Here is a 13,806-nt window from a genome sequence, read left to right on the forward strand (position 1 = left end):
AATGTTTATCTTTGATTTATAAATTCAATAGTTTTAAGTGGAATACAATTATATAAAATCGCTTCACCTCATTTTTGTAATCACCTGGTTTGCAGGATTGTTTTATATCCCAAGGCTTTTCATCTACCATATCGAAGCCAGGCAAAAACAAAAACCAGACTGTGATATCCTGAGTGAACAGCTTAAAATCATGGAAAAGCGATTGTGGTATATCATTACCTGGCCTTCTGCTATCCTGGCGACTATTTTTGCTGTATGGCTATTGGTTTTAGTCCCAGGTTGGCTAGAGCAAGCCTGGATGCATGTGAAGTTAGCTTTTGTAGGATTGCTTTTTGCTTATCATATCAAAAATCATTTTATTTTTAAACAATTTCAAAAAGGGGATATCAGATGGACTTCCAATGGCATGCGCCTTTGGAATGAAGGAGCGACCCTTATTTTGTTTGCCATTGTGTTTTTGGTAATTCTAAAAAGTGCCATCAGTTGGATTTGGGGCTTGGTGGGTTTGATTGGTCTTGGAATTGTGCTGATGCTCGGTATCAAATTATACAAACGGCTTAGGAATCGAAATCCCACTTCATGATGTTCAATTACAGGCGATCATTACGTACCCGAATTTTTATCTCCATGATAGCGCTTGTAGTTGGGGCTTCCATTTTGATAGCAGGGGTGACTATTTATCAATTTACCGAAGAAGCTAAAGAATTACACCTGGAAAAACTCAACCGGAAAGAGAATGCCATTCGGGCAAACATCAATTATGTGTTGAGAACCACAACCTATCCTGTGGACACAGAGAATTTACGGCTTATTTTTAAAGAAAAAATTTATGAAATACAGGACATTCACAATACTGAAATCAATATCTACGATTTAGACGGCTACCTGTTGAAGTCTTCTTTTGCAACTTTTTATATGGACTCTGTCCAAACCCGTATGGCTCCTGAAAAAGTGGAGATTTTAGAAAATTCTGCTGACAAAAAATACATTGAGAACTTTAAAATCAACGATCAAAACTACCAGTCATCATACACCTATATTTTAGATAATTATTTTAAACCCATCGGCATTTTGAATTTGCCCTATATTGAAGATGACGGGTTTCTGCAAAAGGAGCTCAGAGATTTTCTCATCCTTTTGTCTCAGGTTTATTTGTTTATGTTGATTGCAGCTATCGTTTTAGCTTACTTTTTGTCTAAATACATTACGAGTTCACTTCAGACCATCAGTAAAAAAATAACCAAAACAAGGTTTGATCAAGCCAATCCTAAAATATCCTACAGAGAAATCAGCTACGAAATCAAACCACTGGTCAAAGCGTATAATGAAATGATAGACGAGTTGGAGGAAAGTGCCGTAAAGCTTGCTAGAAACGAGCGTGAAGAAGCCTGGAGGCAGATGGCAAGACAAGTGGCTCATGAAATCAAAAACCCGTTAACACCTATGCGTTTAAGCATGCAAAGCTTTGAGCGTAGCTTCGATCCGGACGATCCTAACATCCATTCCAGAGTCAAAGAATTTTCGAAAACTATTATTCAGCAAATAGATAACTTAAGCGCTATTGCAGGTGCGTTTTCAGACTTTGCCAAAATGCCTGCACAGCAAAAAGAGAGTTTAAATGCTGTTGAAATTATCAAATTAGCTTTAGATATCTTCAATGATAATAAGATTCAGTTTTATCCTGAAAAGGATAACATTCAGATAAAATTTGATAGAAGTCAGCTCATAAGAATCATCACCAACTTGGTGAAAAATGCGATTCAGGCGACAGAACACCTCAACAATCCTGTCATTTCAGTAAGTGTTTTAACTGAAGGTGACGAGGTTATCATCAAGGTTGAGGACAATGGGGCAGGAATTCCAAAAGACATGCAGGAGCGGATTTTCGAACCTAGATTTACCACCAAAACCAGCGGAATGGGGCTAGGACTTGGGATGGTGAAAAATATAGTTGAAACTTATAAAGGAGATATAAAACTGACCTCAAAACCTGAGGAAGGCACTATCTTTACATTAAAATTTCCAAAAACCAACACACATGACATTTGAAAATTTACAGGTTAATATCGAAAATCGCATAGCGACCGTTTACATCGACAGGCCTAAAAAATTGAATGCGCTTAACAGAGCCACCATCGAAGAACTACACCAGGCTTTTAAATCTCTTCGGGACGATAAAGACGCAGCCGTTATTATTCTGACTGGTACCGGTGAAAAAGCTTTTGTAGCAGGAGCAGATATTTCTGAATTTTCTGAATACAGTGTCGGTCAAGGGAAAGACCTCGCTGCTAAAGGCCAGGAACAGGTGTTTGATTATATCGCCAATTTCCCAAAACCTGTGATTGCAGCCGTGAACGGTTTTGCACTGGGTGGTGGACTGGAATTAGCGATGTCTGCACATTTCAGAATTGCAAGTGATAATGCCAGATTGGGCCTTCCTGAAACCTCTTTAGGAGTGATTCCTGGTTATGGCGGAACTCAGCGTTTACCACAATTGGTGGGTAAAGGTCGGGCTATGGAAATGATCATGACCGCCGGAATGATAGATGCGCAAACCGCAAAAGACTATGGTTTGGTGAATCATGTTACCACATTAGAGGAATTAATTCCGCTTGCTGAAAAGTTGGCCAACAAGATTTTAAACAACTCAATGCAGGCCATTTCTGCTGCTATTGAAGCTGTTAATGATAATTATAAAAATGGCATCGACGGATTTGAGACCGAAATCAATAATTTCGGAAAATCCTTCGGTACCGAAGACTTTAAAGAAGGGACACAAGCCTTTTTAAACAAAAAAAAGCCAAATTTCAACTAATATGTTTCCATTACAAAGACACCGACGCTTAAGACAAAGCGAAGCCATAAGAGCATTAACGAGAGAGCATTATCTGAGTCCAAATGACTTTATCGTGCCACTTTTTGTAGTGGAAGGCAAAGGCGTGAAAGATGAAATTGCCTCTATGCCGAATTATTTCAGATTCAGTTTAGACCTGTTATCTAAAGAAGTCAAAGAACTCTGGCAAATGGGCTTAAAGTCGGTTTTACTTTTTGTAAAAGTTGACGAAAAGCTAAAAGACAATAGAGGAGAGGAAGCGGTCAACCCCAACGGACTGATGCAAATGGCTATCAAAACGGTTAAAGATGCGGTGCCGGAAATGCTGGTCATGACCGATGTAGCTTTGGACCCTTATTCAATTTATGGTCACGATGGCATTGTAGATCAGGGTAAAATCGTCAACGACAGAACCAATTCTTTTCTTGCCCAAATGGCATTGAGCCATGCTCAGGCTGGAGCCGATTTTGTTGCTCCCAGCGATATGATGGACGGCAGAATTTTGGAGATACGAAGTGTTTTGGAAGATGCGCATTTCACCGATGTGGGAATCATGAGCTATTCAGCTAAATTTGCTTCAGCGTTTTATGGACCCTTTAGAGATGCTCTGGACTCTGCTCCTGTAGATATAAAGGATATTCCAAAAGATAAAAAAACCTATCAAATGGATCCTGCCAATAGAAGTGAGGCTTTAAAAGAAGCCTTTACCGATATTGATGAAGGGGCTGATATCGTCATGGTGAAACCAGGCTTATGCTATCTCGACATCGTGAGAGATTTAGCTAATGAAGTGGAAGTTCCTGTGGCGGTTTATCAGGTGAGTGGCGAGTATGCCATGATCAAAGCAGCATCAGAAAAAGGCTGGCTGGATCACGATGCAGTGATGTTAGAACAATTGACAGCCATCAAAAGAGCGGGAGCAACAATGATTGCCAGTTATTTTGCAAAGGATGCCGTTAAATTGCTTTAAGCAGTTAGTTTTGTCAGGTAAAATTTTAGCTGGTTAAAAAAAAAGCGATGTTTAGATTTGTGTTTATGTAGTATTGGCAAGCATTTGATAAAAACAGAAAACTTTTAATTATCTTTGGGTATGCAAGTTGAAAGAACAAATAATGAAATAGTAATTCGAGTATCTTCGGATACCGATTTAATTGGTCTCCAAAGGATTTTAGATTATTTAAAATTTCGCGAAACAGCCTCAAAAAGTAAAGCTTCTCAAGAACAAATCGACAAACTATCATCAGAATCTAAATCATCGTGGTGGGAAAAAAATAAAAGTCGATTTGTAAAGTGAAAATAGTTGTCGATACAAATATTATTTTCAGTGGGCTTTTAAGTCCAAATGGGAAAATAAGCGACCTTTTGTTAAACTCTTCAGATAAATTTGATTTTTATACACCAACTTATCTACTCGATGAATTAAAAAATCATAAATTAAAACTATTGAAAATTTCTGGATTTTCTGAAAATGAATTGGAGTTCATGAAAAGAAATATCTTCAAAAAAATCGAGTTGATTGATTTAGAATATATAAGCGATTCAACATGGATAAAAGCCATAGAATTGACAAAAAATGTTGATGAATATGACGCCCCGTTTGTTGCTCTAGCTTTAGGGTTGGAATCTGCTATTTGGACGGGAGACAAAAAATTAGCTAAGGAGTTAAAAAATAAAGGTATTGATTGGGTTTTAACAACTGATATTATAGCAGAAATAAGAGATGATAGATAAGATGTTCTTCCCGGTTAAGCGGTATTAAGACAATCAACTAAAAACTAAATCTAATTTTTTAGGGATACATAGAAATTAAAAATCTGTGATGCTCTATTTGTAATTTTTTTGAAAATACTAAAATCCTAAATAGAATTAATAATAGAACACCAATTCAGAATACATGATAAAAAACGACTTATTTCTAAAAGCCTTAAAAGGAGAGAGCGTAGAAAGACCACCGGTGTGGATGATGAGACAGGCAGGAAGATACCTGCCGGATTTCATGAAACTGAAGGCAAAATACGACTTCTTCACCCGCTGCAGAACTCCGGAACTCGCGACTGAAATTACAGTGATGCCCATCCATCAGGTAGGGACAGATGCGGCGATATTGTTTAGTGATATTTTGGTGGTTCCACAGGCCATGAACATAGAAGTGGAGATGAGACCAGGGGTTGGACCCTGGTTGCCAAACCCCATCCGAGATAGAAAAACTCTGGATCAGGTGATTGTCCCTGATGTTTATGAAGAACTCGGCTACGTCTATGAAGCTATCAAAATGACCAAAAAGGAACTCAACGATGAGGTGCCGCTTATAGGTTTTGCAGGCTCGCCATGGACGATTTTTTGTTATTGTGTGCAAGGTCAAGGCTCCAAAAACTTCGATAAAGCTAAAGAATTCTGTTTCACCGAACCTCAAATGGCTCACGAGCTGCTTCAAAAAATCACGGACACGACTATTGCTTATTTAAAAGGAAAAGTGGAAGCAGGAGTGGACGCCGTACAGGTGTTTGATTCCTGGGGAGGCATGCTTTCGCCTTTAGATTATCAGGAATTTTCCTGGCCTTATATTCAGCAAATCATCGATGCGCTGAAGGACGACATACCAGTCATTGCTTTCGGGAAAGGCTGCTGGTTTGCATTGGATACCATGGCCAATTCTGGCGCTTCGGCGCTTGGTGTGGACTGGACCTGTTCTGCCAAATATGCCAGACAATTTTCTGGAGGGAAAATCACCTTACAGGGTAATTTTGATCCTTCGCGACTCTTTTCTCCGCCAAAAGACATTAAAAAAATGGTGCATCAGATGATTGATGAATTCGGGAAAGACCGGTATATCGTCAATTTAGGTCACGGCATTTTACCCAATATTCCCGTTGAAAACGCCAAGGCTTTTGTGGATGCGGTAAAGGAATACAAATAAAGTAACGCCAAAGAGGTGTAGCCCTTAGAAACTACAAGACCTGTGAGGTTTCTAAAACCTCACAGGTCTATTTCTTTCCATTATTGTAATTTTTTTTGATTTTGCCACTGCTAAGCTTAAGCCTTTGCGACATCCAGCTTCAGGCTTTCGATGACTTCTTGTGGCGTCTTGGGCTTTACGATTCTACTGAAGTATGTATGCAGTTTATTTAAATAGTTCTGAATGTGAGCCGATTCTAATTAATTTAATTACATCAGGAGATTCCACTTGAAACCATATAATCAATAGGTCTGGTTGAATATGACACTCCCAATTGTCTTTGTATTTCCCCTTTAATTTATGAGGTAGCATAAATTTGGGAATTTCAGAAACTCCTCCTAGTTCCAGCTTTTTCAAAACTGCAACTACCGCCTTGAAATCTTTTTGTGCTTTTTTTATTTTTTTAAGATCCTTTTTGAATTTGGTAGTAGGCTCTAAATGATACATTGACTATAGTTTTTCAAGCCAATCATCAAGGCTCTCTATCCTTTCAAGATTTCCGCTACGCGCTTCTTCAACAGCGGCTTTAGTAGCGTCATTGGGGATATTCTCAACATCTTGGTATAGCAAATTTTCTATATAATTGTTAAGGCTCCTATTGTCGGCTTTGGCCTTCTCTTTTAAAGCTTCCAGAAGATCACTATTTAATCGAATCGCGGTTTGGACTTTTGAACTCATAGTAAATTATTATTGAATAAATAACAAAGTGTTATACAAATATAATCATATCATATGAATTGCTATCTTGGTTTAAGTTGTGTTTGCTTATGAAGGTAAGCACTTGACTTTTGCATGTAGATCTAAATCCACCTAAGGCTTTGTTATTCTTCTTCCCAGTCAAGCACTTTTATCGGCATTTGAGTTTTATAATTCAAATCGATATTCTGAAGTTCTGAAACTTCTTTTCTAAACCAGTTAGAAAAATCAGACGTATCATTTTTAAAATTTTCCAAAAAGTCATCGCTTTCAGCTTCGGTGTAAACTACCACAGAATATCCATCATCTGATTTTTGTAAAAACCAGCTTTCTTTCTTGACTCCAATCCTCTTATGCATTTGACTGAACTCATCATTTTTTGAAGTATTTATTTCTTCAGCAAAACTTAGCCATTTATCAATTTTGTGTTCTAAAATCGGAAAACTATATGCAAATTTTTTCATCATATGAATATTTTAATCCTAAAAGGAAAAGCATAATCCAATGCCAATAACTACTTCTATAGCTATCGAAATCGGAAGAGGGAAACGCTCAAATTCTACTTTTTGTTTTCCTTATACAACTTAGCAAAATGCTTGTAGAAATAAGGTATGGTTTCGATGCCTTTGAGATAGTTCCAAACCCCGAAATGCTCGTTGGGCGAGTGGATGGCATCCGAGTTGAGGCCAAATCCCATAAGCACAGTTTTGCTGCTGAGGTACTTTTCGAATAAAGACACGATAGGAATGCTGCCACCGCTTCGCTGAGGCACTGCTTTTTTGCCAAAGGCCTCCTGGAAAGCGAGATCTGCCGCCTGATACTCGATCCCATCAATAGGGGTGACATAGCCCTGGCCGCCATGATGAGGTTTGACTTTCACCTTCACGCTTTTGGGCGCAATGTTTTCGAAATGCGTTTTGAACAGTTCTGTAATTTCTCTCCAGTCCTGGTGAGGCACCAAACGCATGGAAATCTTGGCAAAAGCTTTGCTCGGGATCACCGTTTTGGCACCTTCACCTATGTAACCGCCCCAGATACCGTTGACGTCCAGGGTAGGCCTAATGGAATTGCGTTCGTTTGTGGTATAGCCTTTTTCACCATGAACATCGGTGATGCCAATATGTTTTTTATAGTCATCCAGATCAAACGGCGCTTCGGCCATTTTCTCCCGTTCTTCATGGCTTAGTTCTTCGACTTTATCGTAGAAACCAGGAATAGTGATGTGGTTATCTTCATCGTGAAGGGACGCGATCATTTGGGATAAAATATTGATAGGATTGGCCACGGCACCGCCGTATAAACCTGAGTGCAAATCACGGTTGGGACTTTCCACCTCCACTTCCACATAGCTCATTCCTCTAAGACCAGTAGTAATGGAAGGCACCTCTTTGCTTATCATACCTGTGTCTGAAATCAAAATGACATCGTTGGCAAGTTTTTCTATGTTGTTTTCCAGAAACCATTCCAGACTCACACTGCCTACTTCTTCTTCGCCTTCTATCATAAATTTGATGTTGCAGGGCAACTCCTCATTTTGAATCATGACTTCCAGAGCTTTCACATGCATGTACATTTGTCCCTTGTCGTCACAAGCTCCCCGAGCAAATATGGCGCCATCCGGATGGATTTCAGTAGTTTGGATCACCGGCTCAAAAGGAGGGCTGTTCCATAAATCCATAGGGTCTGGAGGCTGCACATCGTAGTGACCGTAGACCAGCACCGTAGGTAAGGATTCGTCTATTATTTTTTCGGCATAAACAATAGGGAAGCCAGGAGTTTCGCAAATCTCTACCTTGTCGCAACCCGCAGCTTCCAAATTGATTTTCACGGCACCGGCGGTCATCAAAACTTCTTTTTTGAAGCTGGGGTCAGCACTCACCGATGGAAGCTTAAGAAGCTCTATAAGTTCATCTATAAAACGTTGTTTATGCTTTTCGATATAAGGTCTAGTATCCATAGTTTTTATTTAGTTTTCACAATATAAAATATTTTCCCGAAACATAATTTGAAAGTTGTATTTATTCCATATATTTGCAATCGCAAAAAATAATGCGGGCGTGGTGGAATTGGTAGACACGCTAGACTTAGGATCTAGTGCCGCAAGGTGTGAGAGTTCGAGTCTCTCCGCCCGTACTTGTAAAAACCCAACTAGCTTGATAATCAGCTAGTTGGGTTTTTTAATTTAATATTTTTCCCCCAATTATCACCCCTTTTTTACTTATTTACTGATTTGAAGCCTATTGAATCTAGATAAATCTAGTTGAGGATTAAGAGAAGTTAGCTTAAAACAAGCCTAATCGCTGGCACAGCAAATTTATCGGTATACTTAGACAGTATTTTTAATTCAATTTTCTTTACTTTTTCCCAACCATGATTTCCAAAAATCCACCCAGAGTTCTCATCTGTTGGATACGCACCTACCGACGGTTCAATGGTGTCATAAATATACCTTTTCTCTGTGTCTTTTCCTTTATGGTAATTGAATTCGGACTTATTAACTTCCACCACAAGCCACTGAAAAACTATAAATAATCCATTTTCAGGGAACTTTAATTTCAAATTTGAAATGTCAATTTTAGTATTACACCTACCTTTATTTGCTATCCCTTTAATTTCTCCGTCAAAGAATAGATTCCCAGGTTGCCCATCTTTATCGGGTTCTTGCAATATTAATTCGAATTCAGAATCAGGTGTGGCACTTTCAGTATAGATATTTATCTCCCTCAAATACCTATCATTAGATTCAACTTCAATAAACTTCGCAATTAGAGGTGTATCATGACTAAATCCGTAAAAATACTTTATATCGGATTCTTTAAAATTAGTTGGATATACATTCTTAGACATAATGTTTTTAAAGTATAGTAGGATGTGTTATTTAAATCATTTCATAGTAAAAAATTTATTACTTCAATTGCTTGATATTCTTTCGTTTTCAAAGTCATAATTATAATTTACAATTTCACCTGATATAAATAGACCTATTGCTCTTTCGATTATATCATAGGGTACTACAAACCATTCTCTTGGTGTTACTCTATTTTTGTTTTTGTCGTAAATGTCTATTTGAAGTTGAGCGTGTTTAAAGAACCGATGTATTAAGTTTTCAAATTTTTGTGTGTTTACATTTACACATTTGAAACTTGCTATAAGCTCAACATCTGCGTTTAGATAAGTAGCTTCTTTGTTTGCGTTTACAAGTCTTTTCTGAACTGGAACTGTTGAAAACCCTATCTTATGAAGGTTTTTTATCTTACTGATTTCTGAATTATCTGATTTTGATTTCAAAACATAAATCCAACCTGTTTCTTGGTCCTCGCTTTCTAATTGGTCTGCATTTGTAAACAATTCTTCTTCACTGTCTTTTTCTAAATCAGTTACTATACGACCATTATTGTATAGTTGTTTACCCAAGGAACGATATAACATATTGCTGTAGGTGCCATTATCAAAGATTGTTCTTGTACGGACATCCTTTCTGATTCTATTGCCTAATTCTCTTTTTGCATCTGAAATATCACCAACTTCTAAATACAATAAAACACCGTCTAGTATGTAAAATTTACCTTCAACTAGATTTTTTTCAACATTCTTGAATGGTTTTAAGTCTCTTAATCCTAGTTTTATTTCTTTATGTATTTTCTTAAATAGCTTATCGTAAGGCTCAAATTCTCTATCAGACATCGGTTTGCGTTGAGATATAAAATCAGAATCTTTTCGTTCTTTTGGGGTGTGCTTAAATTCAAATATACTCTCATCAACATCTTCTTCTCCTAAAATATCGAAATCATCATTTAAAATATCATCTATGGATTCAGGTTTTTTAGGTTCAAATAAAACATTATGCCTATCTGCATCCTTTAAAGCAAATTTCTTTTTGTCATTATGACGAAAGCCTTTTAATCTTAAATAAAGACGCATTTCAGTTATACCATTTCCTTGTTCTGGTTCACGATTGTGTTCATCGATAAAATTATTGACTTCTTCAAAAGATTCTATTAAACGTGTATCTGCTGTTTTTGCTTGTGATTTTGTGCTTCTATCATCTAAAATCCCTAAATCATCATCTTCAAAAATATCGTCTATGCTTAGTTTTTTGTTAGGCATTTTGATTTCGTTTGCGTTTTAATTCTTTGATAAAGATAATGGCTTCTGCCATTCTTTTTTCCTTTGGGTCTAAGGATTTTATGTCTGGATTTTTACCTGTTTTTTGTACCCATGCTTTAATTTTAGGCCACAAAATTACAGCTTCTTCTTCGGTTATTTGAATTCTTGAAGCATCTATGGTTTCCTGAATGGTTCTTAACACTTTTGTAGTAACTGATTTAGATAATATTTCAAAGGCTTTCTGAAATGGATTGATGCTGTCTATTAAATCAATATTAATATCGTCTATATTGACAAAGGTATCTGCCATTTTAATAAACTTTCTATTACCCTGTTCTTCTATTGTACCATTTTTTATTACTGAATCTGTAACGATGTGTTGTCTCACTTCTTCTACTTCATCATCAGACAGCTCAGGATAGGTTTCTCTAATTATTTTAGGAATTAAAACCTGATTAATGACTTCTGGTTCGATGCTATCACTCGGCATAGCCTTAATCATATCGTTATCTTGTAAAATCTTCGCTTTCAAATCATTTAAATCTGATTCTATGATTTGTTCTACTTTGGCTGTTGAGGGTTCTTTAAACCCCCTTATATGGATTGTGTTTTCTTCTTCATTTACTTGATTTGTTGATGAGTTTCCTTCCTCGTATTCATTTTCATCATCTTCTGAGTATTTAGCCTTAAACTTAAAATTGGGTGCTAAAACTTGTTCCATTAAAAGTGAAGCTGTAATAGCCTTCAGCATATTGTTCACCGAAATTTTTACCTCATCATCTTGTGCATCTGGTTGGGCAATCAGATTTGTGAATTGAGCATGTTTTTTGTTTTCACTATCTCTTGTTGCTCGACCAATAATCTGAATAATTTCGGTTAGTGAACCCCTATAACCCACTGTTAATGCTTGTTCACAATAAGGCCAGTCAAAGCCTTCTTTTGCCATACCCAAAGCAATAATCATATCAATATCATCTGCTGAGTTGATATTTCTCAAATAGTTTTGAATCTTATCTCTTGCTTTTTGGTCATCATAGACTAAATCGGCTATTTTTATATGCTTACCTGTTTTATTAGACTTAACATATAAGACACCTGTTTCAGGGTCTTGATAATCTAATTCGCCAATAGTTTCTATAATTGCACTTACTTCTTCATTTTTTTTCTTGGTAGATTCACCTGAATTAACACTGGGAATATGAATGATGGTTTTTTTATTTTCATCTAAAACTTCATGTATTGCCGTAGTGTATTTTCGCTGGTAAAAATGATATCCAATACCTAATGATTTTAGGTATTCATAACCATTCAATTGTTCATAGTAATCGTACTTTACTTTTATAAATTTAGCCTCTACTTCGGGTAATAAAATAGGTACACTATCACCTCTAAAATATGAGCCAGTCATAGCTACGATATGAGCGGTTGATTTTGCCATTATAGAACTTAACACACTACCTAATCTATTGGTTCCTTCTGCGGATACGTGATGAAATTCATCGATAGCTATTACAGTACCATTTAATTCCTTTTCGTCTATGGCATCAAAAGCGAAGCGAAGTGTAGCATGTGTACAAATTAATATTTCTTCATTGTTTTTCATAAACTTAATGAAGGCATCTACCTTTGATTTATCACTTCCAGGCGTACATAAATTATATTTAGGACTGGGATTCCAATCTTCAAAAAAGCCAAACTTTTTCAATTCGGTTGGCGCAAACGAACTACCAATAGAACGTTCAGGAACAGCTACAATTACTTTCTTCAAGTCTTGATTACGTAACTTATCTAGACCTATAAACATCAACGCTCTGGATTTACCCGAAGCAGGTGGTGCTTTAATTAACAAGTATTGAGCAGAGCGAGCTTCATAAGCTCTCTCCTGCATTTCACGCATACCCATTTCGTTTGTCTTTTTGCTTTTACCTGTTTGTTTATAGGTTACGTTTACTAAATCTGGCATTGGTTTGTTTTTATTGAGAAAGTATAACTAAAAAAATGTATAGGTTAACTAACAATTTATTTTTAAATATCTGTTTATTAGTCACTTATTTGTGTTTTTATATGAAGAAATAACTAAGAAAAATATCTAAATTAGGTTTTAGTTAAACTTACTATATATCTATAATAATGTAATGTATTATTTTTTGAATAGTAAGTTTAACATGAAATATCTTCGTGTAAGCTACTCTAGTTTCTATTTTTATAATTAAACTGCGTAACCGTCGATATACTCATCCGGATAAACGATTTTATAATTTCTAAAGTTTATATTATTAAATTCTAATACACAGATTTGAATTTCTGGCTTATATGATAAATAATGAAATGGTTTATCTGGTTCAAAAATAATTCTATAATTTGGTTGAAAATTCTTTGACTTTGAGTTTATACCGTAGGCTCTTATAACACTATACTCGGGAAATATATTTTTAGATTTCATAAATCGAATTACTCTACTTACAGTAGTTTGAGTAGTAAGTATACCTTTTTCTTTCATGTAATCTATACTATCTCCAAAATCTTTCAAGTGCTTAGTATTTCCAACTAAATCAAAACAATTATCATCATTCAAATCTATAATTGCTTCGCATATAATATAAGAATTACCACAATGTGATTCTCCCCACCAATGCGCATTCTCTATAAAAGAATCCCAAAAGTAATAACCATCACCGAGCCATGAATTTTTCCAATTACAAGGGAAAGGGCCGTCGCTTTCTACTTCATCTGGGTTTTCTTTGTCTTTTAAGGTTTGATAAATTTTGGTATTTTTCAAACTACTGCTCTTTGATTACTTTCGTATTATCTTTAAGCGGCTTTTCTAATGCTGATAGATTTAAGGTAGGCAGCATAATTTGCGGTACGTTAGCCTGGTTTGTAACCATACTTACATAGGCTCGCATGTATGGGAATAAAATAGCAATACTGTTTCTATAGAAAAATTCAGGAACATCATCAATATTATTAACGTCTTCAAATTTAAAAACACCCACACATTTAACTTGCACAAAAGGTGCTGTATCTTTTTCTTTTGAAGAAAAAGCTGAAAAGATAAAATGTAACGTATATTTTTTTTCATTTTCTATAAACTCACCACTAGGATTAAAATCTACAAACAAATTATCACTAGTACGATGATTCATATCGATATGAACCTGGTTGAAGTTATATTTTTCAATTGAGAAGCTTGCTCTTTTTGTGTTTTCCATAC

Annotated in this window: 15 protein-coding genes and 1 tRNA gene; 7 read left to right on the plus strand and 9 right to left on the minus strand. The window is 36.2% G+C overall.

Translation table 11 applies throughout. The annotated features are described in order from the left end of the window. Positions 1-37: 37 nt before the first annotated feature. The 6 genes from LB450_RS03410 (at position 38) to hemE (ending at position 5,750) form a co-directional block, all read left to right on the plus strand. Positions 38-583, plus strand: coding sequence for a CopD family protein (locus LB450_RS03410; RefSeq protein WP_224486454.1), 546 nt, complete (start codon positions 38-40; stop codon positions 581-583). Beyond that, a complete protein-coding gene (locus LB450_RS03415; RefSeq protein WP_224486632.1) occupies positions 583-2,049 on the plus strand; it encodes a sensor histidine kinase in 1,467 nt (488 codons plus the stop codon). Before LB450_RS03410 ends, LB450_RS03415 begins: the two co-directional genes overlap by 1 nt. Then, positions 2,039-2,815: an enoyl-CoA hydratase/isomerase family protein gene (locus LB450_RS03420; RefSeq protein WP_224486455.1), complete on the plus strand. Its 777-nt coding sequence runs from the start codon at positions 2,039-2,041 to the stop codon at positions 2,813-2,815. The genes LB450_RS03415 and LB450_RS03420 overlap by 11 nt, the downstream gene beginning before the upstream one ends. A 1-nt stretch (position 2,816) precedes the next feature. Then, positions 2,817-3,803, plus strand: a complete 987-nt coding sequence (gene hemB / locus LB450_RS03425) for a porphobilinogen synthase (protein WP_224486456.1) — start codon at positions 2,817-2,819, stop codon at positions 3,801-3,803. A 320-nt stretch (positions 3,804-4,123) separates the two neighbouring features. Then, entirely contained in the window at positions 4,124-4,564 is a 441-nt protein-coding gene (locus LB450_RS03430; protein ID WP_224486457.1) for a PIN domain-containing protein, read from the plus strand. A gap of 163 nt (positions 4,565-4,727) precedes the next feature. Next, positions 4,728-5,750: a uroporphyrinogen decarboxylase gene (gene hemE / locus LB450_RS03435; RefSeq protein ID WP_224486458.1), complete on the plus strand. Its 1,023-nt coding sequence runs from the start codon at positions 4,728-4,730 to the stop codon at positions 5,748-5,750. Positions 5,751-5,954: 204 nt separating this feature from the next. On the opposite strand, the gene LB450_RS03440 is transcribed toward hemE, so the two are convergent. The 4 genes from LB450_RS03440 to LB450_RS03455 all read right to left on the minus strand — a co-directional run bounded on the left by LB450_RS03440 (position 5,955) and on the right by LB450_RS03455 (position 8,442). Further along, positions 5,955-6,236, minus strand: coding sequence for a type II toxin-antitoxin system RelE/ParE family toxin (locus tag LB450_RS03440; RefSeq protein WP_224486459.1), 282 nt, complete (start codon positions 6,234-6,236; stop codon positions 5,955-5,957). A gap of 3 nt (positions 6,237-6,239) precedes the next feature. After that, entirely contained in the window at positions 6,240-6,467 is a 228-nt protein-coding gene (locus LB450_RS03445; RefSeq protein ID WP_224486460.1) for a hypothetical protein, read from the minus strand. 143 nt (positions 6,468-6,610) lie between these two features. After that, positions 6,611-6,949, minus strand: coding sequence for a hypothetical protein (locus tag LB450_RS03450; protein WP_224486461.1), 339 nt, complete (start codon positions 6,947-6,949; stop codon positions 6,611-6,613). Between the two features lie 95 nt (positions 6,950-7,044). Beyond that, complete coding sequence (locus LB450_RS03455; protein WP_224486462.1) at positions 7,045-8,442, minus strand: dipeptidase; 1,398 nt, start codon at positions 8,440-8,442, stop codon at positions 7,045-7,047. 94 nt (positions 8,443-8,536) lie between these two features. Here LB450_RS03455 and LB450_RS03460 point away from each other — a divergent pair. Continuing rightward, positions 8,537-8,618: transfer RNA gene (locus LB450_RS03460), tRNA-Leu, on the plus strand. 144 nt (positions 8,619-8,762) lie between these two features. On the opposite strand, the gene LB450_RS03465 is transcribed toward LB450_RS03460, so the two are convergent. From LB450_RS03465 to LB450_RS03485, 5 genes are all read right to left on the minus strand, one after another. Then, the gene (locus LB450_RS03465; protein ID WP_224486463.1) at positions 8,763-9,332 is read right to left on the minus strand and encodes a hypothetical protein; all 570 of its coding nucleotides are present in this window, start codon (positions 9,330-9,332) and stop codon (positions 8,763-8,765) included. 63 nt (positions 9,333-9,395) lie between these two features. Continuing rightward, positions 9,396-10,592 carry a GIY-YIG nuclease family protein gene (locus tag LB450_RS03470; RefSeq protein ID WP_224486464.1) on the minus strand — a complete coding sequence of 399 codons (1,197 nt, stop codon included), beginning with the start codon at positions 10,590-10,592 and terminating at the stop codon, positions 9,396-9,398. Beyond that, positions 10,585-12,555: a DEAD/DEAH box helicase gene (locus LB450_RS03475; protein WP_224486465.1), complete on the minus strand. Its 1,971-nt coding sequence runs from the start codon at positions 12,553-12,555 to the stop codon at positions 10,585-10,587. Before LB450_RS03475 ends, LB450_RS03470 begins: the two co-directional genes overlap by 8 nt. A gap of 246 nt (positions 12,556-12,801) precedes the next feature. Further along, positions 12,802-13,371: a hypothetical protein gene (locus tag LB450_RS03480; protein WP_224486466.1), complete on the minus strand. Its 570-nt coding sequence runs from the start codon at positions 13,369-13,371 to the stop codon at positions 12,802-12,804. Between the two features lies 1 nt (position 13,372). Next, positions 13,373-13,804: a protein-export chaperone SecB gene (locus tag LB450_RS03485; RefSeq protein ID WP_224486467.1), complete on the minus strand. Its 432-nt coding sequence runs from the start codon at positions 13,802-13,804 to the stop codon at positions 13,373-13,375. Positions 13,805-13,806 lie beyond the last annotated feature (2 nt).

Source organism: Psychroflexus curvus (genome assembly GCF_020164585.1).
In the GTDB taxonomy this organism is placed as follows: Bacteria; Bacteroidota; Bacteroidia; order Flavobacteriales; family Flavobacteriaceae; genus Psychroflexus; species Psychroflexus curvus.

Bases quoted from the DNA above. Each gene is read 5' to 3' on its own strand.
- LB450_RS03485 (WP_224486467.1), bottom strand. From the start codon at position 13,804: ATGGAAAACACAAAAAGAGCAAGCTTCTCAATTGAAAAATATAACTTC.
- LB450_RS03415 (WP_224486632.1), top strand. From the start codon at position 583: ATGTTCAATTACAGGCGATCATTACGTACCCGAATTTTTATCTCCATG.
- hemB (WP_224486456.1), top strand. From the start codon at position 2,817: ATGTTTCCATTACAAAGACACCGACGCTTAAGACAAAGCGAAGCCATA.
- LB450_RS03475 (WP_224486465.1), bottom strand. From the start codon at position 12,555: ATGCCAGATTTAGTAAACGTAACCTATAAACAAACAGGTAAAAGCAAA.
- LB450_RS03445 (WP_224486460.1), bottom strand. From the start codon at position 6,467: ATGAGTTCAAAAGTCCAAACCGCGATTCGATTAAATAGTGATCTTCTG.
- LB450_RS03450 (WP_224486461.1), bottom strand. From the start codon at position 6,949: ATGAAAAAATTTGCATATAGTTTTCCGATTTTAGAACACAAAATTGAT.
- LB450_RS03465 (WP_224486463.1), bottom strand. From the start codon at position 9,332: ATGTCTAAGAATGTATATCCAACTAATTTTAAAGAATCCGATATAAAG.
- LB450_RS03420 (WP_224486455.1), top strand. From the start codon at position 2,039: ATGACATTTGAAAATTTACAGGTTAATATCGAAAATCGCATAGCGACC.
- LB450_RS03440 (WP_224486459.1), bottom strand. From the start codon at position 6,236: ATGTATCATTTAGAGCCTACTACCAAATTCAAAAAGGATCTTAAAAAA.
- LB450_RS03455 (WP_224486462.1), bottom strand. From the start codon at position 8,442: ATGGATACTAGACCTTATATCGAAAAGCATAAACAACGTTTTATAGAT.
- LB450_RS03470 (WP_224486464.1), bottom strand. From the start codon at position 10,592: ATGCCTAACAAAAAACTAAGCATAGACGATATTTTTGAAGATGATGAT.
- hemE (WP_224486458.1), top strand. From the start codon at position 4,728: ATGATAAAAAACGACTTATTTCTAAAAGCCTTAAAAGGAGAGAGCGTA.